A 19,232-nucleotide genomic window follows, 5' to 3' on the forward strand; every position below is an offset into this window, starting at 1 on the left:
CGCCTCTCAAGTCAATCCTGCGGGGAAATCGTTCGTGGAAATCGCCTGTCTCGACCTGGAAGGGGTTCTGGTTCCGGAAATCTGGATCGCCTTCGCTGAAAAAACCGGTATCGAAGCGCTCAAGGCGACGACTCGCGATATTCCGGACTACGACGTGCTGATGAAGCAGCGTCTGCGCATTCTCGACGAGCACGGCCTTAAGCTGTCCGACATCCAGGAAGTGATCGCCACCCTGAAGCCGCTGGAAGGCGCCGTGGAGTTCGTCGACTGGCTGCGCGAGCGCTTCCAGGTGGTGATCCTTTCCGACACCTTCTACGAGTTCTCCCAGCCGCTGATGCGCCAGCTCGGTTTCCCGACCCTGCTGTGCCACAAGCTGATCACCGACGAGACTGATCGCGTGGTGGATTACCAGCTGCGCCAGAAGGATCCGAAGCGTCAGTCGGTCATCGCCTTCAAGAGCCTGTACTACCGTGTCATCGCCGCTGGCGATTCCTACAACGACACCACCATGCTCTCCGAAGCCCACGCCGGCATCCTGTTCCACGCGCCGGAAAACGTGATTCGCGAGTTCCCGCAGTTCCCGGCGGTGCACACCTATGAGGACCTGAAGAAGGAATTCCTCAAGGCGTCCAATCGCCCCCTCAACCTGTAAGACCGGCTGTGATGAAAAAGCCCCGCGGATGCGGGGCTTTTTCTTATCGGCTTCTTTTTCTGTAGGTAACTGGCAATCCTAGCGAGCCTCACAGGCTTTCCAGTGTGCGCAGCAGCACGCCCACCTTGGTCAGCGACTCCTCGTATTCTTCCTCCCAGTTGGAGTCGGCCACGATGCCGCCGCCGGCCCAGCAACTGGCCTGGCCGTCCTTCACCAGCACGGTACGGATGGCGATGGAGCTGTCCATCTCGCCGCGAACGTCGAGATAGAGCAGGCTGCCGCAGTAGATGCTGCGCTGGGTCGGCTCCAGTTCGTCGATGATCTGCATGGCGCGAACCTTCGGTGCGCCGGTGATGGAGCCGCCGGGGAAGCTGCCTTCGAGCAGGTCCAGCGCATCCTTGTCGGCCGCCAGTTCGCCGCGCACGCTGCTGACCAGGTGGTGGACATTGGGGTAGGTCTCCACTGCGAACAGCTCGGGTACACGCACGCTGCCCGGCCGGCAACTACGGCCCAGGTCATTGCGCAGCAGGTCGACGATCATCAGGTTCTCGGCGCGGTCCTTCTCGCTGGCGAGCAGGGCTTCGGCGTTGTTCCGGTCGGCCTCGGGGGTATTGCCGCGCGGGCGGGTACCCTTGATCGGGCGGGTTTCCACCTGGTTGCCGTGAAGCTGGATGAAGCGCTCCGGCGACAGGCTGAGGACGGCGCCTCCAGGCAATGCCAGATAGCCGGCAAACGGCGTAGGACAGGCCTCGCGCAGCGCGCGATAGGCCAGCCAGGGGGAGCCGCTGCAGGGCGCGCGGAAGCGCTGGGTGTAGTTCACCTGGTAGCAGTCGCCAGCGAGGATGTAGCCGTGCACACGCTCCAGCGCTTCGCGGTATTGCTCGCGACTCAGGTCAGGACGGAATGGCATGCAAAGCCGGAAGGGCGACAGCGCTTCGTCGTCGTGAGCGCCTTCGAACAATCCGATCAAGCGTTCCCTTTCTCTCCTTACCAGAGACGGGTGGAACACTAACTGGCTGCTGCACTCCTCGTGATCGGTAATCAATGCCCAGGTGTACAGGCCCAGGCGCGCATCGGGCAGGGCGAGGTCGTCGAGGTTCGGCTCGGGCAGGTGCTCGACGCGCCGGCCGAAGTCATAACCGAGATAACCGATCATTCCGCCGACGAATGGCATTTTGCGATTATCCGGGACTGTTGCCTCGCCCAGGCTCTGCAAGGCGACTCTTGCGCGGGCGAAAAAGCTCTTGGCCGATTCGTCGGTGGTGGGTGCCAGTTCTGCCAATGGCCAGGCGCTCAGAAGGTCATAGCGTCCACGGGTGGCAATGGGGCGACCGGCGTCCAGGAGAACGGCGCCGGGCGCCTGATGGATCAGGGCGAAGCGTTCGCCCGGGTCTTCTTCGTAAGGAAGCGGGTGTAAGAAACAGTCAGGCATGGGCAAAAGTGTGCAGTGCGTTAGATGTTCACTTGCGGCTGGATAGTCGATGCTAGAGCGTTCTTCATCCGTTTACGTAGGAAACGCATTCTGATAAGAAGTGAGAAATCCCACGGACAGAAACTCCGTACCAACAACGATAATGACATAGGGATACAGGCCGTGGATGTAGTGCTCGAGCCCGCAGTCGGCAGCCTACTGCGCTCCAGATTAACACCCCCTCGGGTGCCTGCTGATTATTTGATTCGTCCCGCGGTCCAGAATGCCCTGGACCGTCATCCTTATGCCTCGATACTGCAGTTCTGCGCGCCGGCCGGTTTTGGCAAGACCACCGCGCTGGCGGCGCTGGCCGGCAAGCGCGTGAGCGAAGGCCACCAGATCGCCTGGCTCTCCCTGGAGAGTGACGACGACGATCCCGGCCGTTTCTGCCTGAAACTCATCCAGGCGCTGGCCACTGCCGTGCCGGGCATCGGCGAGGATGCGCTGGGCTACGTGCGCAACACCATGCGCGTGCCCGTGGTCGCGGTCATGGAAAGCCTGCTGATGGACCTCTCCCGCGACGAGCGCAAGGTCCTGCTGGTACTCGACGACCTGCATGAGATCACCCATTCCGACGTCTTCGCCGGCCTCAATCGCCTGGTGCAATACGCGCCGCCCGGCCTCACCCTGGCCATCGGCAGCCGTTCCCAGCCGCCGCTGAACCTCGCCACCTGGCGCGCCAAGGGCCTGCTGCTGGAAATCGGCCAGGACGAGCTGCGCCTGTCCCGCGACGAAACCCGCGAATACCTGGCCCGCGATGGTCTGCAACTCGAAGATAGCTGCCTGCAGTCGCTGCACAACCAGACCGAAGGTTGGATGGCGGGGGTGCACCTGGTCAGCCTGTGGTTGCGCCAGCAGTCTGGCGCGCCGGAGGACCTCAAGCTGCTCAGCAGCGACAAGGCGGCGGTGGGCGATTACCTGCTGCGCGCGGTGTTCGAGCGCCTGCCCGCCGATGTGCAGGACGCACTGCTCTCGCTGGGGATTGCCAATCGTCTGAACGGCGACCTGGCCAATACCCTGACCGGTCGCCAGGATGGCCAGGCGCTGCTGGAGCACCTGGACAGCATGCAGCTGTTCCTCCTGCCGCTGGACCGGGATCGCCAGTGGTACCGCTTCCACCAGTTGTTCGCCGACTTTCTCCGGGCCCGCCTGCGCGAGCGCGACCCGGAACGCTTCAAGCAACTGCACTTCAACGCCAGCCTGTGGTTCACCAATCACCACATGCCGACCCTGGCCATCGAGCACGCCTGCCTCGCCGAGGATCCGGAGATGCTCGCTGCGCTGGTGGACGGCTGCGGCCTGGAGCTGATCAACCGTGGCCAGCTGTACCTGATTTCGCGCTGGCGCAAACATGTGCCCAACGAGATCGCCGAGCGCTACCCGATCCTTGTGCTCAGCGACGTCTGGACCCGCGCCACGGAGCTCAGCCTGCCCGAGGCCAACCGTATGATCGACGAGCTGCTGGCGCGCTGGGGCGACTCGCGCGGCAGCGGCCCGATGGGCAACCAGTACCTTTCGGCACTGGCAGTGAAGGCCGTGCTGGCGCTGCAGAAGGATGACCTGGAGCAGTGCATCACCCTGGCGCGCAAGGTGGAGAGCCAGCTGGGTCAGAACTCGGCGTTTCTCGAGGGAGCCATCCTGCTGATCGCGGCCTTCGCCCAGGTCGTGCGTGGCCAGGCGGAGCAGGCACGTCGATTGATGGGGTTGGCGCAACAGCGCAACCACTTCCTCGACGGCCGCTACCTGCACATGCAGCAGTGCACCATCGAAGTGGTGCTGGCGCTGGAGCAGGGCCAGGTCAAACAGGCGCAGATGCTCATCGAGCGCGTGCGCGAGCAGGCCATGCCGCTGTTCGACAAGCGCTCCCAGGCGCTCGCCCTGCCGGCCATCGCGGAAGCGCTGACCGCCTACTACCGTACCGAGCTGGACGGCCTGGAAGAGCGGCTGCGCTGGGCGCTGGGTCGGGTCGATGTGGTCAATCCCATCGACCTCTACGCTCAGGGCATGCAGTGCCTGGCGCGCATCCAGCGCCTGCAAGGGCGCGGCAAGGAGGCGCTGGCCACGCTGGGTCTGATGCAGACCCTGGCCTCGCGCAACCAGTCCTGGCGCTTCTTTGCCATGGCAGTGGGCGAGGAGATCAACCTGATCCTCCAGGAAACCACCACTGATCGCTGCAAGCGCGCCGAGCAGCGCCTCAAGACCATCGACTGGGCCAAGCTCGCCAGCCACTACAAGCAGATGCCGTTCAACCCGGTGCTCTGGGTACAGGGCATCAGCCGGGTTCGCCTGCTCCAGGCGCGCGGGCACTTCAGCGAGGCGCTGCACGAAATCACCCAACTGCGCGGCATGCTGCAGCCGGGCTGGCACGGCCTGCAACGGCTGCGCTTGGACCTGCTGGCGGCCTTGAGCTACCAGCGCCTGGGCTATCAGGAGCGCTCCCACAGCCTGCTCGGCCAATGCCTGGTCGGCGCCGAGCGGGAGGGGGTGCGGAGCATTTTCATCGAGGAAGGCGAGGGGATTCGCCAGTTGCTGCAGCAGCTGGAATCCACCGAGCGACAACCGGCACTGCAGGTCTTCATTCGCGGAATGTTGACCGTCTGGCCGGGGCAGGAAGCACGCAGGTCACCCGAGGTGCTCGAGGAAGGTCTGACCGACCGCGAGCGCGAGGTGGTATGCCTGGCGGCCCAGGGACTCTCCAACGAGGAGATCGGCCAGCAGCTGTCGCTGGCCCTGGGCACCGTCAAATGGCACCTGCACAACATCTACGAGAAGCTCAAGGTGCGCAATCGGACCCAAGCGATACGCCGTGCCCGCGAGCTGAGTCTGCTCTGACATGACGACCCTGACCACACTGCCGCAGCAGCCCATGCCGCTGCTGCGCACCAAGCTGTTCCCGCCGCGCACCGACAGCGATTCGCTGCTTCCGCGCCGCGCCCTGATCGATCGCCTGTACGCCAATCGCCAGCAGCGCGTGCTGATCCTCAGTGCACCGGCCGGCTTCGGCAAGAGCACCATTCTCAGCCTGTTCCGCCAGCGCCTGATGCAGAGCGGGGCACGGGTCGCCTGGATGTCCTGCGACGAGGGTGACAGCGAGCCGCAGCGACTGGTGCAGTACCTGGTGGCGAGCATTCGCAGTGTCGAGGCGGACTTCGGCACCAACACCTCGAACCTGCTGCAGTCGGACATGACCCTGCCGCTGGAAGGCATCATCGACGCCTTCCTCTCGGATCTCAGCCGCCTCGACGGGCCGCTGTACCTGTTCCTCGACGACTTCCACCAGATTCGCCACCCGGCCCTGGCCCACGGCGCGCGCTACCTGATCGAGCACCTGCCGGACAACATTCGCCTGGTCACCAGCACCCGTTATCGCCCGCGCTTCCTAGTGGACGAGCCGGGCCTGGCGCCGTGGGCCTTCTGCCTGAGCGGTGACGACCTGCGCCTGACCCGCGAGGAAACCGACACCTTCCTTACCGAACTCAAGGGCCTGGCGCTGAGCGACAGCGAGCTCAAACTGCTGCACAAGCGCACGGAAGGCTGGATCACTGCGCTGCATCTCGCGGCGCTGGCGCTGGCGCGCAATCCGGATCGCGCGGCGCTGCTCAAGGGGCTCTCCGGTACCGAGCGCGACCTCGCCGATTACCTCGCCGAGGACGTGCTGCGCAGCCTGCCCGAACCGCTGCAGCAGTTCCTCGACCAGACCTCGGTGCTCGACGAGTTCTGCGCCGAGCTGTGCAATGCGCTGACCGGGCGCCGGGATGGCCTGGACATGCTGATGCGGTTGCAGAATGAGCAACTGTTCATCATCCCGCTGGACGACCAGCGCGAGTGGTTTCGTTATCACCACCTGTTCGCCGAGTTCCTCCAGGGCCGCCTGGCGCGCAACTCCGACCCGACACCGCTGCTGCACGCCGCGGCTCGCTGGTGCGAGAGTCGCGACATGGCTGACCGCGCGATCAAGTACGCCCTGCGCGCCCGTGACTATGCGTTTGCCGCCGACCTGCTGGAGCGCCAGGGCGCCAAGCTGATCGCCGGCAACCGCGTCTACGGCATTCTCGGCATGCTCAGCAGCATTCCTGCCGAGGTGATCCGCGAACATCCGGTGTTTCAGATCTTCTACGCTTGGCAGCTGGCCTTCGAGCAGAAGTTCGCCGAGGCCGAGGCGCTGATCGAAGAGCTCAGCGTCCGGCTGCTGCAGGGCCAGGGCAAGGTGCGCCACTTCGGCATGGCCGAGTTGCTCGCCGTGGCCCAGGTGCTGAAGGCGCTCGTGCTGCTCTACCAGGACAAACTGGAGGCTTGCCTGAAGGTGGCGCGCCAGTGGCTGGCGCTGGTGCCGGGCAGCCAGCCGGTGTTTCGCGCCAGCCTGTCGTGCATCCAGGCGGCTGCGTATGCGCTGCTGGGTGACTATGCCGAGGCGGCCAACGCCATCGGTGTTGCCCGTGATTGCCTGCGCATGGCCGATAGCGAATACCTGCAGGTCGTGGTCAGCATGATCGAAGCGCTGATCTGCAAGGAACGCGGCGAACTGGAGCGCGGCCGGACCATTGCCGAAAGCGCGCGCAGCCGAGTGGAACGGGTTTTCGGTCGGCGCAGTCGGGTCGGCGGACCGCTGTCCCTGGCCTATGCCGATTTGCTGTATGAGCAGGATCGCCACGCGGCGATTCTCGCCGAATTGCCCTTGGCCACCACCTGGCGCGATGTCGCCACGCCGGTGGAGCTGATCAGTCGTGGTCAACTGGTGATGGCCAGGGCGCGTTTCTTTGCCGGTGAAGCCGAACAAGGGTTGGCCCAGCTCGACGAATGGTTGGTTGGCCTGCAGTCGCCGGGCTATGAGCGTGTGCATGCGTTGGCCATGAGCTGCAAGGTGCAATTGCTGCTGTGGATGCGCCGGCCGAACGAGGCCGAGCGTGTGTGCCTGCAACTGGCGGGGCATCTCTCCGGGCTCAACGCCGAGCGCTATGCCGACGCTCACTCCGCACTGGTGATGGCCGAGGCGCGCCTGGCTCTGTCAGAGCGCCATGCCGAGCGTGCCCAGCAGCGTCTGGAATCGTGCCTGGCGGGCTTTACCTCACTTTATCAGCGCGACCGGCGGCTGCGTCTTTCGCTGTTACTTTCTGTGGCGTATTGGCAGAAAGGTAACAGCGAAAAAGCCTTCGCTTTGTTCGCTCCCACCCTGGAAGAAGCCTGGAACCTGGGCTACCGGCGGCTGTTCCAGGACGACGCGCTGTGGCTGCTACCGCTCTGGGATGCCTGGAAGGTAGCTGAACCCAAACGTGCCTCGGCCTGGCAGGGGGTTGCGGAAATGCTTCGCGAGCAGTGCCGAAGGCTGTCTGTCGATCCGGAAAGTTTCGAAGAAAATCAGGATGTTAGCCATCGAGAGCGGGAGATTCTGCGGCTCGTGGCGGCGGGCTTGTCGAACCGCGACATCGCCCAGGCGGTGCATTTGTCGGAGGCCACCATCAAGTGGCATCTGCACAACCTGTTCGCCAAGCTCGGCGTGCGCAGTCGGACTCAGGCGGTTCTCAAGGGAAAGAGTCTGGGATTGCTGAGCGAAGCTTGAGTCAGACGGTTCGTTTGCGCCATCCCTTGGATGGGCTGGCAGGTTCACGGCGGGTCAGTAGCTTGGAGATCAGGACGCGAAGCTTCGTGCTTCACGAATCCATACCTGCGGCGCCTAAGGAAGAAGTCGTGGGTCTGGAAGATCGGCAGCAGCCGGTCAACCTGCAGCGGGGTAGGACGCCCCTTGCAGTGCCTGGGGCAACCCCACCTGAACACTGGAGATTTATAACAATGAAAATCAAGCAACTGGTTCTTGCAAGCGCAGTTCTGGCCGCTCCGTTCCTGGCACATGCCGACATGAAATCCATGGATGACGCTGCACTGTCCGGTATCACCGGCCAGGATGGCATCAGCATTTCCGGTACCTTCAACGCCTCCATCGGCGCCATCACCTACAAGGACGCCGATGCCGGCGGCGGTTCCCTGGTCCTGCAGGGTATCCATCTGCCGAGCGTGACCATTGCCGACAACGCCCCGATGACTGTCGACGTGGTGACCACCAACATCACCCCGTCCGGTGGCGGCACCGCTGTTGCAACCCAGCAGCTCGCCATCGGTCTGCCCACCGTGACCGGCGACGTTACCATCGACGCCGTCAAGGTTGGCACCACTGGAGCCAGCATTGGCTCGCTGACCGTTTCCAACCTGAACCTGGCTGGTTCGACCGTGAAGGTCTGGGGTCACTGATCCCGAGGTTGTACGCGCGGTAACCCTTGCCGGCGCCTGCCGGCAAGGTTTTTCCAGGATTGAAGCGAAGGGGGCTGGATGTTCGAGATTCTGCTGGGAAGCCTGCTGGGTCTGTTCGGTTTTACCCAGGCGGTGGATACCAAGCCGCAGCAGCAGGGCACAGTGAATATCTCGCAGCCGCTCACGCCCAACGGACCGTTTCGCGAGTCGGTGCAACTTGAACCGATGAGCCAGGTGCAGTTCCGCAACGTTATCCGCCAGGCCTATGACTACAGCTGTGGCTCGGCGGCACTGACCACGCTGCTGGATTACTACCTGGGCCGCAACCTGGAAGAGCGTCAGGTCATGGAAGGCCTGATCAAGTACGGCGAGGCCGACAAGATCGTCCAGCGCCGTGGTTTCTCGCTTCTGGACATGAAGCGTTATGCCGCTGCACTCGGCTACAAGAGTGGCGGCTTCCGTGCCGAGTTCTCCGACCTGGACTCGCTCGAACACCCGGCGCTGGTGCCGATCCACTATGCCGGCTTCAAGCATTTCGTCGTGGTCCGCGATGTCTACAACGACCACGTCTTCGTTGCCGATCCTGCCTTGGGCAACATCAGTTTCACCCGCGCCCGTTTCGAAGAAATCTGGGACCAGAACGTGCTCTTCGTCATCTACCCCAGCGGCCAGGAGCCCAAGAACGCCCTGGAGCTGCGCGAGGCCGACCTGCGTCTGGTGGATGACCGGACCGTCAGCCTGCTGGCATTCCGCGAATTCCCGGAGATGAGCAAGCTCACCCAGAACCAGATTGGCGAAGCCGCCACGAAGGGGGATGTTCAGTACATCCGGCGCAAGTGATCGCCCGATCGGCCCAGACGAATAAGAACAAGACCAGGGGATAGCAACATGGATTTCAAGGGGTTTGCGTGCGTTGCCGCTCTGGCCTTGCTGGTAAGCACCAGCACCATCGCCGAAGAAGCGACAACCGAAGACGCGCGTGACGCGCTGGCCAAGAAGGACACCGATGCCGACAGCGCCAAGGCGCTGGAGCAGGTGTTCCAGGCCGCCGAGAAAAGCTACACCCTGCTCAAGAAGGGTGAGCGCCAGCTGACCTACGGCTTCGACTACACCCTGATGCGCGACACGCGCCTGCAGGCCGTGCGCAGTGGCGAGAACGTCTACAGCGTACTGGCCCAGAGCGAGGCGCAGCACACCTTCACCAATTCCTTCACCTTCGACTACGGCATCTGGGACAACCTGACCTTCAGCATGCGTCTGCCCTTCGTTGCCAAGTACGACACCGAGCGTGACATCCATGCCTACAGTCTGGGCGACGTTTCCGCGACCCTGCGCTGGCAGCCCTGGGCGGCGCGTCGCGGCCGGCCGGTCACCACGCTCTACGCAACCCTCGGCCTGCCCACCGGCGACAGCCCGTACAAGGGTAACGTGCAGGACGACGTTTCCACCGGCAACGGTTTCTACAGCCTGGGCGCCGGTGCCAACATGTCCTACGTGATCGACCCGGTCGTGCTCTACGGCTCCCTCGGTTACACCTACAACATGAAGGTCGACGACATCCACCAGAACCAGTACGGCGAAGAACTGGAGAAGGTGGTGCCGGGCGATACCCTGAACTTCGCCATGGGCATGGCCTACGCACTGTCCTACGACGTTTCCCTGGCCACCTCCTACCAGATGGCCTACTCGTTCAAGAACAAGTACTACTTCAACGACCGTACGGTCGAGGCACCCGAGCAGACCAGCGCGATCATGAACTTCTCGCTCGGCCTGCGAACATCGCCGGACTACATCGTCAACGTGAACGCCGGTTTCGGTCTGACCGAAGACTCGCCGGATGTACTGCTGGGGGTTTCCCTACCCCTGGATATCCAAGGCCTCAAAGCCCAGTAACCGACGAGCGACTACCACATGACTATGCGCATTTCGCCCCTCGCGGTGGCGATGGCAGGGGTGGGGTTTGGCTGGGCGACGCTCGCCAACGCCCAGTTGGCCAACGACCTGACCATCGGCAACCCCAAGGCCATGGCCATGGCCAACGCGGTCACGGCCGACTCCACCGGCATCGACGCGGTGCACTACAACCCCGCCGCCCTGACCAAGCTCAAGGGTCGCCAGACCCAGATCAAGCTGATCACCGGGGTCATGGACATCCGCGCTGGTTTCAAGGCACCGCCGGACTATGGCTCCGCCGCATTCGGCCTGGACGACGACCCGGTGGCCGGCCAGAACAGCCGTACCCTGACCCCGACCATGTACCTGCCGGGCCTCGGCGGCATGACCGACATGCCGCTGCTGGTGGCGCCACTGGCGGGGCTGTCGATCAACCCGCCCGGCTCCAAGTTCACCTTCGCCACCAACGTCTACGCGCCCCAGGCGCTGGGCTATTCGCGCGACTCCGACAGCGACCCGGCGCGCTACGAAGGCCGTCGCGTCTCGCTGCAACGCATCACCTACTTCTCGCCCTCGGTGGGCTATGAGGTCAACGACACGCTGTCGGCGGGCCTGTCGATCGGCTTCTCGCACCAGGCCATGGCCCTGGATACCGACTTCCGCAACCCCGGCCTGCTCACCGGCCTGCTGCAGACCCTGCACGACACCACCTGCGTGCCGGGCGCACAGGAAATCGTCGAATTGGTGTTCAACGTCTGCGGTGGTCGCATCGGCCCCTACGATTCGCTGGCCAACCTCAAGCTGGACATGCAGCAGACCCTGTCGCCGAGCTTCAACCTCGGCGTGCTCTGGGAGCCCTACGACTGGTTCGCCTGGGGCGCGACTTACCAGAGCGAGTCGCGCATGCACCTCAAGGGCAAGTACCGCGTCGACTACACCAAGGACTGGCAGGGCTTCTGGTCCGGCATGCAGAGCTCGGTGTTCGGCGCCTTCCTCAGCCCGCTGTTCCCCTATGGCAATGCCGAGGAAGAGCACGGTGTGGCGACGCTGAACATGGTCAACCCGGACAGCTTCTCCACCGGCATCAAGGTGCGTCCGTTCGACAAGTGGCAATTCAACTTCGACCTGAAGTGGACTGACTACAGCGACTGGAACAAGCTGGAAATCGAGTTCGACAAGGAGCTCGACCTGCTGCGTATCGCCAAGAACTTCGCGCCCAACGGCGCCACCGACCACAGCATCATCCTCGACCGCGGCTACCAGGACACCTGGAGCTACGCCATGGGCATGCAGTACGACGTCAACGACCGCCTGCAACTGCGCGCCGGTTACGAGTACCGGCCCTCGGCGATTCCCAAGGACAAGGCGGATGCCCTGGTGCCCATTGGCGATGCCAACCTCTACGGCCTGGGTCTGGGCTATCAGTGGGACAAGGACACGGTGATCGACCTGGGCTTCAACTACTTCGTCTCCAAGCAGAGCATCAAGGCGGGCACCAGCTGCAACCTGAACTGCACCGGCATCGACAACCTGGTCTACAACCCTTATGCCGGACTCGATGTCAGCACCACGGTGAAGGCCTACGTCTTCGCCATGACTTACCGCACCACCTTCTGAGGGCATGAACATGGGCAGGCTGACCCTCCTGATCTCCTGCATCGCCGCCGCCGGCCTGAGTGCGTCGGCGCAGGCCGCCAGCGGCCGCTACCTGTCGTGGGTCGACGACAGCGGCCAGGTGCACAACACCTTCGTCGACGACAGCTATGCCAAACAGCAACGCCAGGCGGACAAACGCATCGACCGGAGCGACCGAGCGCGGTTGATCGACGTCAGCGCTACCCAGTGGCCGGGAAGCCGGCCAGCGGGGGAGAGCAAAAGGCGCTATTTCACCTGGGTCGATGCCCAGGGCAACCTGCAGAACAGCTTCTACGCCGCCGGCCAGGTCGCGCCTGGGCGTGCCGACTATGTGCTGCCCAACGGTGATCATTCTTCCGAGTACATCGATGCCGAGTCCTATGAGGACCGCGGCTTCGTCCGCAGCGAGAACGGCAGCCCTTACTTCACCTGGGTCGACGACAAGGGCCAGGTACGCAACTCGCCGATCACTGCGCAGCAGCGCGGCGAAACCTTCCGTCGTGGCGAACAGGGCGGCAGCCAGATCGCCTTCACCGAAGGCCGTCAGATCGACCTGAAAACACGCCCGAGCAACTTGCCGGGGCTCGATGGTGCAGGCGAGCAGACCGACGCCATGAAGGCACTGCTCAAGGGCAGCGGCAAGACCCTGGACGATCTCTACGTCGACCTGCAGCGGCGCTGCTGCGACCAGATGGGCGAGGGCGACTTCACCGAACTGTCGGCCGAGGAACCGCGTTATGAGGAGCTGAACAAGTTCTCGCCGAGCTTCGACTTCCCCATGGGCAAGAGCTACTACGTGGCGATGAAGTTGCCCAGCTCCCAGCGCGTCTACGGCCTGCGCGTGCGCAGCTTCGCCAATCACCAGGTGGTCTACCCGTCGCTGCTGTTCCTCGACGAGCAGAAACGCCCGACCCGGCTGGTGAGCGACGCGGTGTACAAGCTCAATCCGGAAACCTGGTACCGCTATGCGTTTATCGAGGGGACCATCCCGGTGCGTGCGAACCAGGGCGAGCGCTACGTGCTGTTGCTGACCACCGATGAGGACCGCAGCCTGCAGACTCTGGATAACAAACCGTACAAGCGCCCGCTGGAGAACCTGGCGGTGAACGAGGCGGGGATGAAGGTGCGCGATCACGGCGACCAGGGGGGCTTCGAGCTGGCGGTGGTGCGCTGAGCTGAAGCTCTTTGTAGGACCGAGGGGGACGCCTAGTTATTGCTCGCGAACCGCCCGACTGCGGAGTTGCCGGGGGATCCGTTCGCGAGCAAGCTCGCTCCTACAGGTAGATAGCGCAGCGACTACCCCATGAAAAAGCCCGGCATTTGCCGGGCTTTTTCATGGGGCAGGGCGACTCAGACTTCCTTCGGATGAACATGGCCGAACAGCTGCTGGGAGAAGCGCACGCGCTCCTCCACAGTCTCCTTCACGCCCTTGGCTTCCAGCTCGGCGATATGCGCCTCCACGGCATGGGTGCGCAGGGTCAGGCCGCAGTCGTTGGCGATCTGGATGTTCAGGCCGGGCCGGGCGTTGAGCTCGAGGATCAGCGGGCCCTTATCCTGGTCCAGCACCATGTCCACGCCGATGTAGCCCAGGCCGCACAGCTCGTAGCAGCCGGCGGCGAGCTTCATGAAGCCGTCCCAGTTCGGCAACTGCACGCCGTCCACCGCATTGGTGGTGTCCGGATGCTTGCTGATCTTGTTGTTCAGCCAGGTGCCGCGCAGGGTCAGGCCGGTGGCCAGGTCCACACCCACGCCGATGGCGCCCTGGTGCAGGTTGGCCTTGCCGTTGGACTGGCGGGTCGGCAGGCGGAGCATCGCCATCACCGGGTAGCCCATCAGGACGATGATGCGGATGTCCGGCACGCCTTCGTAGCTGATGCTCTTGAAGATCTGGTCCGGGGTCACCCGGTACTCGATCAGCGCGCGGTCGCGGTGGCCGCCCAGGGAGTACAGGCCGGTGAGGATGCTCGACAGCTGGTGCTCGATTTCCTCGTGGCTGATGATCCGCCCGGAGACCGTCTTGTAGCGTTCCTCGAAGCGGTCGGCGATTACCAGGATGCCGTCGCCGCCGGCGCCCTGCGCCGGCTTGATCACGAAGTCGCTGCGCTCGCCGATGATTTCCGGCAGGCGTTCGATCTCCTTCTCGGTGGAGATGATCCCGTACATTTCCGGTACGTGGATGCCCGCTTCGATGGCGCGCTGCTTGGTGATGATCTTGTCGTCGACGATCGGGTACAGGTGCCGCTGGTTGTACTTGAGCACGTAGTCCGCGTTGCGTCGGTTGATGCCCATGATGCCTTTGGCTTCCAGGGCTTTCCATCGCTTGATCAGGCCGAACATGGCTTAGTCCTTGAGGAAGGCTTTGAAGCGGAACAGTTCGGTCAGGCGGTAACCGCGGTAGCGACCCATCGCCAGCATGAACGACACCAGGATCAGCAGCACGGCCGGGAAGGTGAACACGAAGTACACCAGTTCCGGTACGCGCATCAGGATGTGCGCCAGGGCGGCGGCGAACAGGGTGCCGATGGCAGCCTTCATGGCGTGGGCGGCGCCGCGCTCTTCCCAGGTGATCGACAGGCGTTCGATGCTCATGGTCAGGATCACCATCGGGAACAGGGCGACCGACAGGCCGCTCTCGAAGCCGAGCTTGTGGCTGAGCAGGCTGATAGCGGCGATCATCACCACCACAAAGGTCAGCACCACCGACAGGCGCGGCAGCATCTGCAACTTCAGGTGTTCCAGGTACGAGCGTAGCGACAGGCCCAGGGCGGTGATCACCGTGAACAGGCCGATGCCCCACTGCAGGCCGGTCTCGCGGAAGGCCAGGGCGATCAGCACCGGGGTGAAGGTACCCAGGGTCTGCAGGCCGATCAGGTTGCGCAGCACCAGGATCACCAGCACGCCGAACGGGATCATGATCATGATCTGGAAGGTCTGCTGGGTAGACAGCGGCAGGCCGTACAGCGAGTATTCGAGGAAGGCCGCGTCGGTGTTCTCGTCCGACAGCTTGGCCAGGCGGATGGCGTTCATCTCGCTGCTGTTCAGGCTGAAATTGACCGTCGCTTTCTTGCCGCCTTCGATGGACAGCAGGCTCTCGTCACCCAGCCACCATATCAGGCGGTCGTTGGGCAGGCCGCGTTCGCCGGTTTCCGGGTTGAAGTACAGCCACTCCTTGCCGTTGTAGCTGCGCAGCCAGAGTTCGGGTTGTTGCGGCTGGTTGGCGACCAGGCGGATGGTGTGCACACGCTCCAGCGGCACGTGGGCCACGGCGAGCAGGGTCTCGACCACGTGGGAGCGCTTGTCCAGGCTGGTATCGCCGGCCAGCAGCAGCTTCACATTGTCGTCATTGAGGTTGTTGGCGCGCTTGATGGCTTCGCTGACGAAGGTCTCGACATCCGCCGAGTGCTGGCGGATGGGCGCGATCAGCGCTTCGGCGGCGATCTTGTCCGGGCCTTCGAGCGGCAGGCTGTCGCGGAAGATCGGGCCTTTCTCCTTGGCTTTTTCGCCGCTGGCGCCGGCATAGCGCTTGGTCAGCACCAGGCGGTAGTAGAGAGTCTGCTGGCCGCTGGCGCGGCGCGAGGACCAGGTCACCTTGCGGTTGCCGTCCGAGCGGTTGATGCCCACGCCGTAGTTGTTGGAGACGAAGCTCTCGTTGAGGCTGACGTAATCCTGAGTCAGCGGCGGCACGAACATCTGCACCTTCACCGGGGTCTTCGGCGTGGCGACGAACTCGACTTTGGCGTCGATGTTCCACAGGTCGTCGGTCTCGGCCTCGGTCATGGGAATGCCGAGGACGAAGATCTGGTAGGCAGTGATCGCGACGCCCAGCGTCAGCAGGATGGCGATCAGGACCTTCAGATGCAGGGTAAGAGAGCGCATGGGATTACTCGGCAGGTTTCGCTACGGGTTGGCAGCCGGGCTTGCCGGCAGCGTATTTCAGGCTCGGGTCGACCAGGGCGCCGAAACGCTTTAGCGCGTCGGAGCCGATCAGAAGCGGGTATTGGAAGGCGCTGCGGTCGGTAAGGTTCACTTCGATGGTGCGCAGGGCCTTGCCCATGCACAGCTCCAGTTCGATCACCGGGCGCGCGGTATAGGCCTTGCCTTCGTCAGGGTCGTAGTCGCCGTGGCGGCGCTTGATCTTGCTGATGCGCGCCAGGGGTTTCTCGATGGGCTGGCTGTCGGCGGTGTCGGTGGCCAGGTAGAAGCGCACCCAGGTCTCGCCGTCGCGCTTGAAGCGCTTGATATCGCGGGCGCTGAGGGAGGCGGTCTTGGCGCCGGTATCGAGCTTGGCGGCCAGTTCGATGTCCAGGTCGTTGATCCGTGCGTATTCGTTCAGGCCATAGACGGTCTTGCCGGCAGCGGCGCTGATGCCGGGAAGCAGAAAGATGCTCAGGAAGAGGAGCAGGGCAGTGGGCTTGAGTCTCATGGGCCTTGATGAGTGAGTGGCCGCAAAGCCTTGAAAAGAAACGCCCCGGTCGTCACCCCATATGGCTGTGGCCGGCATGCCGGCCGGCGGGACCTGGTGACGCCAGGCAATAGCGCGGCGAATTCTATCATGTGGTTTTTCGCTGGCGACAGTCGGTTGGCGCCTTGGCAGGGTATTTGTTTCAGGCTAATGACAGGCCGGCGCGTACCTGCCGAACAGCGAGGCGAGTGGCAGACTTTCCCCGTCCCGTCCGACCGCAGGAAGGCCGGACGGGTTCAGGGCGTCAGGGTTTTTCTTCTTGCGCAGTGACTTCGGTCCAACTGCTGTCCGGGTCGAAGCGGCTCATCTTCATGGCGATCTTGCCGCTCTCCGGGCCGAGGTTCTTCGAGAAAATCTCGCCGTCGTGGCTGATCATGAAGCTCATGACACCGCTGTCGCCGTACTTCACCGGCCAGGCGGTCACGGCAAAGCCGCGAGTCATCCTGCCGCCGATCTTATAGTCGTAGGCGCCACCCGGTGCCGATGGCCCCTGGGCGGTGAGGATGCGGTAGTGGTAGCCGTGCCAGCCGTCACCGGGCAGTTCGTCGCCGAACAGCGGGCCGAGCGGGCTCTCCTCGCCGCCTTCTTCCTCGGGCCAGTACAGGCCATCGTGGTGTCCGTCGCTGCTGACGAATTTCTGTGCGTATTCCAGGATGCCGTCACCGTTGCGGTCGACCTCGGCGAAGTCCATCTGCGCATCGTGGTAGGCCTGCACGGCTTCCAGGGTCGACTCCTCGTTGCGACCGATGCGGCGGATGCGGATTTCCTCGCCGCCGGCCTTGGCGTTGAATGCCCAGCCTTTTTTCTCCTGCTCGATGGGCAGGGGCAGCGTCCAGGGATCGTTGCCCACCACCAGATGCGCGCGCCTCGCGTTGTCCTTGTGGATTTCGTGCTTGTCCCGATAGTGCGCGAGGAAGGCGTCCACCTCGTCGCGGTCGATACCTTCGGTGGGGATGTAGTTGTGCCAGTCATTGCCGAGCAGGGCAGCGAGGCGCTCCGGATCGGCTTTTTCGGTGCCGAGTGCAGCGATGAAAGCGTCGGCGGCGGCTTCCGGGGTGGGGAAGGACTCCTGCGCCAGCAGGAGGCCGGGCAACGCACCCAGGAGGGCGAGCGCCAGCAGGCGCGATGCGATATGCATGACTCGTCTCCTATCGGCGTCCGCCGCCACGAGGCGCGCGGGCAGGTCGTTGTACGGCATGCCCGGCGCGCGCCGCCTGCGGGCGGCTGGCAGCGGCGCGGCTGACTTGCCCGCGGTTGGCGAGCTCGCGGGTCTGCCGCGGATTGTTGGCGCCGGCGAAGGCGTTGTTGCGGGGAGCCTGGGTACGGGCGTGCTGCTGACGGGCCTGTTCACGAATTTTCTGGTTGTTCTGCGCCCTCGGTCGCTGCTGGGATTGTGCGTTGCGGCTCTGTGCCACGTTCTCCGCGCGCTGGCGGGCCTGGTTGACGTCACGCGGTTCGCGGTTGGCCTGCTGGGCACGCTGGAGGGCCTGCGGGTTGTCGCGCAGATCGCGGGTCGCAGCCTGGGCGCGCTCACGTGCCTGCTGATTGTTCGCAGGCGGTGCGACTCCCCGCTGGGCCAGGCTTTCCCGCGCGCGAGAGCGCTCCTGCGCCTTGGCCGAGTCGAAGCCGCGCATGGCCTCGCGCTGCTCGCCACCGGCAAGCCGGCGGTTGTACTGCTCGCGGCTGCGGGTATCGCGATAGGGCACGCCGTTGCGGTAGGTCGGGTCATGGCGCCAGGCGGTGCGATTGCCGTTGACGGTGCGGTTGCTGTTGAAGTCGCGGTTGACGTTGACGTTCCGGTTGCTGTTGAAGTTGTTGTAATGCTCCACGTCGACGTCGATCTCGTGGTCGTCCCAGTCGCAGTCGCCCCAGAGCGAGCCGACGATGGCGACGCCAGCGCCAAATGCCAGGCCGGTCGCCAGTGCAGTGGCTACCGGGTATTCGGGCGGAGGCGGGTAGTAGACCGGTGGGCTCGACGGATAGGCCCAGGTGCCGTAGACCTGCGTCGGGTTGTAGCTGGGGACGTAGACCACCTGCGGATCGGCCGGCTCGATGATGATGGTTTGCGCCGGCGCCGATTGCTGCACAACCGCGGTACCACCGCTGGGCGCGGGCTGAGCGGGAGCCGGCGACGCCGGTTTAACGGTGACGGTCTGCTGCTCATTCGACTGCAGGTTGCCGGCGGCCTGGGCCTGGCGACGCAGGCGCTGGATGGCGTCCATCACCGCATCAGGCTGGGCCAGGAAGGCATCGCCGACCCGCTGTACCCAGACCGGGTCCTGTCCCAGCGTCGCCAGTACCAGCGGGAAGGCAACCAGCGACTGGACGCTGGGGTCCCATGGCTGATTTGCCACCTGCTTTACGGCGTCGTCGCCACTGACTTTGGGGTTCGCCTTCGACCATGCTGCCGCGTCGGCCACATTGCCAGGATAGGTGGTCGCCATCAGCACCTGCGCCAGCAGAGAGTCGGGATACAGCGCGAGGGGCGCGAGCATCTGGTCCAGTTGCTCAGGGGTGAATACGGCCTGGGACTGTTGCTCTGCAGGGGCAGGGGCGGTGGCTGGTGGCGCGGGCGCAGCAGCCTGGGCCGGGGGCGGCGCTGGCACGGCGGTGGGCTGAGTGTTGGCTGGTGGGCTCGGGTTGGCCGCCTTGGCTTTGGGTGGTTTATCCGAATCGCAACCCGACAGCGCCAGCAAAACGACCAGAACCAGGTACTGACATTCTCGCATGGCGCTCTCCTGTGCCGTTGCAGTGGAATGCCCGCCCCATGACATAGGTCACGGGTAATTCGTGGGTCTGGAGAATGATAGGCGCAGCGGCGAGAAGCTGCCGAAAGATCAACGGCCGGTATGACCGGCCGTCGAGCGGAGAGGCGA

General features: G+C 64.1%; 14 protein-coding genes. 8 read left to right on the forward strand and 6 right to left on the reverse strand.

Annotated features, from left to right (window positions below; translation table 11 throughout):
• Positions 1–34 precede the first annotated feature (34 nt).
• A complete protein-coding gene (gene thrH / locus A9513_RS05150; protein ID WP_065084145.1) occupies positions 35–652 on the forward strand; it encodes a bifunctional phosphoserine phosphatase/homoserine phosphotransferase ThrH in 618 nt (205 codons plus the stop codon).
• Between the two features lie 88 nt (positions 653–740).
• Here thrH and pabB read toward each other — a convergent pair whose 3' ends face one another.
• Positions 741–2,084 (reverse strand): aminodeoxychorismate synthase component I, encoded by a 1,344-nt coding sequence (gene pabB, locus A9513_RS05155; RefSeq protein WP_065084146.1) that lies wholly within the window; start codon positions 2,082–2,084, stop codon positions 741–743.
• Between the two features lie 162 nt (positions 2,085–2,246).
• Between pabB and A9513_RS05160 the strand changes: the two genes are divergently transcribed.
• From A9513_RS05160 to A9513_RS05190, 7 genes are all read left to right on the forward strand, one after another.
• On the forward strand, positions 2,247–4,955 hold the full coding sequence (locus A9513_RS05160; protein ID WP_083196023.1) for a helix-turn-helix transcriptional regulator: 2,709 nt from the start codon (positions 2,247–2,249) through the stop codon (positions 4,953–4,955).
• 1 nt (position 4,956) lies between these two features.
• A complete protein-coding gene (locus tag A9513_RS05165; protein WP_038803685.1) occupies positions 4,957–7,680 on the forward strand; it encodes a helix-turn-helix transcriptional regulator in 2,724 nt (907 codons plus the stop codon).
• A 230-nt stretch (positions 7,681–7,910) separates the two neighbouring features.
• Complete coding sequence (locus A9513_RS05170; RefSeq protein WP_024765703.1) at positions 7,911–8,366, forward strand: DUF6160 family protein; 456 nt, start codon at positions 7,911–7,913, stop codon at positions 8,364–8,366.
• A gap of 78 nt (positions 8,367–8,444) precedes the next feature.
• Positions 8,445–9,206 carry a C39 family peptidase gene (locus A9513_RS05175; protein ID WP_024765704.1) on the forward strand — a complete coding sequence of 254 codons (762 nt, stop codon included), beginning with the start codon at positions 8,445–8,447 and terminating at the stop codon, positions 9,204–9,206.
• 48 nt (positions 9,207–9,254) lie between these two features.
• Entirely contained in the window at positions 9,255–10,259 is a 1,005-nt protein-coding gene (locus A9513_RS05180) for a transporter (RefSeq protein WP_024765705.1), read from the forward strand.
• An 18-nt stretch (positions 10,260–10,277) separates the two neighbouring features.
• Positions 10,278–11,876 carry an outer membrane protein transport protein gene (locus A9513_RS05185; RefSeq protein WP_024765706.1) on the forward strand — a complete coding sequence of 533 codons (1,599 nt, stop codon included), beginning with the start codon at positions 10,278–10,280 and terminating at the stop codon, positions 11,874–11,876.
• 10 nt (positions 11,877–11,886) lie between these two features.
• A complete protein-coding gene (locus A9513_RS05190; protein ID WP_024765707.1) occupies positions 11,887–13,068 on the forward strand; it encodes a MalM family protein in 1,182 nt (393 codons plus the stop codon).
• A gap of 176 nt (positions 13,069–13,244) precedes the next feature.
• Here A9513_RS05190 and A9513_RS05195 read toward each other — a convergent pair whose 3' ends face one another.
• From A9513_RS05195 to A9513_RS05215, 5 genes are all read right to left on the reverse strand, one after another.
• Positions 13,245–14,231, reverse strand: a complete 987-nt coding sequence (locus A9513_RS05195) for an alpha-L-glutamate ligase-like protein (RefSeq protein ID WP_024765708.1) — start codon at positions 14,229–14,231, stop codon at positions 13,245–13,247.
• Positions 14,232–14,234: 3 nt separating this feature from the next.
• On the reverse strand, positions 14,235–15,770 hold the full coding sequence (locus A9513_RS05200; protein WP_038803686.1) for an inactive transglutaminase family protein: 1,536 nt from the start codon (positions 15,768–15,770) through the stop codon (positions 14,235–14,237).
• Between the two features lie 4 nt (positions 15,771–15,774).
• The gene (locus A9513_RS05205; protein WP_024765709.1) at positions 15,775–16,317 is read right to left on the reverse strand and encodes an ATP-dependent zinc protease; all 543 of its coding nucleotides are present in this window, start codon (positions 16,315–16,317) and stop codon (positions 15,775–15,777) included.
• A 283-nt stretch (positions 16,318–16,600) separates the two neighbouring features.
• On the reverse strand, positions 16,601–17,494 hold the full coding sequence (locus A9513_RS05210; protein WP_065084147.1) for a DUF2950 domain-containing protein: 894 nt from the start codon (positions 17,492–17,494) through the stop codon (positions 16,601–16,603).
• Between the two features lie 10 nt (positions 17,495–17,504).
• Positions 17,505–19,085: a DUF3300 domain-containing protein gene (locus A9513_RS05215; protein WP_065084148.1), complete on the reverse strand. Its 1,581-nt coding sequence runs from the start codon at positions 19,083–19,085 to the stop codon at positions 17,505–17,507.
• Positions 19,086–19,232: the final 147 nt, after the last annotated feature.

The organism is Pseudomonas sp. AU12215 (genome assembly GCF_001675465.2).
GTDB classification, from domain to species: domain Bacteria; phylum Pseudomonadota; class Gammaproteobacteria; order Pseudomonadales; family Pseudomonadaceae; genus Pseudomonas; species Pseudomonas nitroreducens.

Bases quoted from the DNA above. Each gene is read 5' to 3' on its own strand.
- A9513_RS05205 (WP_024765709.1), bottom strand. From the start codon at position 16,317: ATGAGACTCAAGCCCACTGCCCTGCTCCTCTTCCTGAGCATCTTTCTG.
- A9513_RS05185 (WP_024765706.1), top strand. From the start codon at position 10,278: ATGACTATGCGCATTTCGCCCCTCGCGGTGGCGATGGCAGGGGTGGGG.
- A9513_RS05180 (WP_024765705.1), top strand. From the start codon at position 9,255: ATGGATTTCAAGGGGTTTGCGTGCGTTGCCGCTCTGGCCTTGCTGGTA.
- A9513_RS05200 (WP_038803686.1), bottom strand. From the start codon at position 15,770: ATGCGCTCTCTTACCCTGCATCTGAAGGTCCTGATCGCCATCCTGCTG.
- A9513_RS05175 (WP_024765704.1), top strand. From the start codon at position 8,445: ATGTTCGAGATTCTGCTGGGAAGCCTGCTGGGTCTGTTCGGTTTTACC.
- A9513_RS05170 (WP_024765703.1), top strand. From the start codon at position 7,911: ATGAAAATCAAGCAACTGGTTCTTGCAAGCGCAGTTCTGGCCGCTCCG.
- A9513_RS05215 (WP_065084148.1), bottom strand. From the start codon at position 19,085: ATGCGAGAATGTCAGTACCTGGTTCTGGTCGTTTTGCTGGCGCTGTCG.
- pabB (WP_065084146.1), bottom strand. From the start codon at position 2,084: ATGCCTGACTGTTTCTTACACCCGCTTCCTTACGAAGAAGACCCGGGC.
- A9513_RS05210 (WP_065084147.1), bottom strand. From the start codon at position 17,494: ATGCATATCGCATCGCGCCTGCTGGCGCTCGCCCTCCTGGGTGCGTTG.
- A9513_RS05195 (WP_024765708.1), bottom strand. From the start codon at position 14,231: ATGTTCGGCCTGATCAAGCGATGGAAAGCCCTGGAAGCCAAAGGCATC.
- A9513_RS05165 (WP_038803685.1), top strand. From the start codon at position 4,957: ATGACGACCCTGACCACACTGCCGCAGCAGCCCATGCCGCTGCTGCGC.
- A9513_RS05190 (WP_024765707.1), top strand. From the start codon at position 11,887: ATGGGCAGGCTGACCCTCCTGATCTCCTGCATCGCCGCCGCCGGCCTG.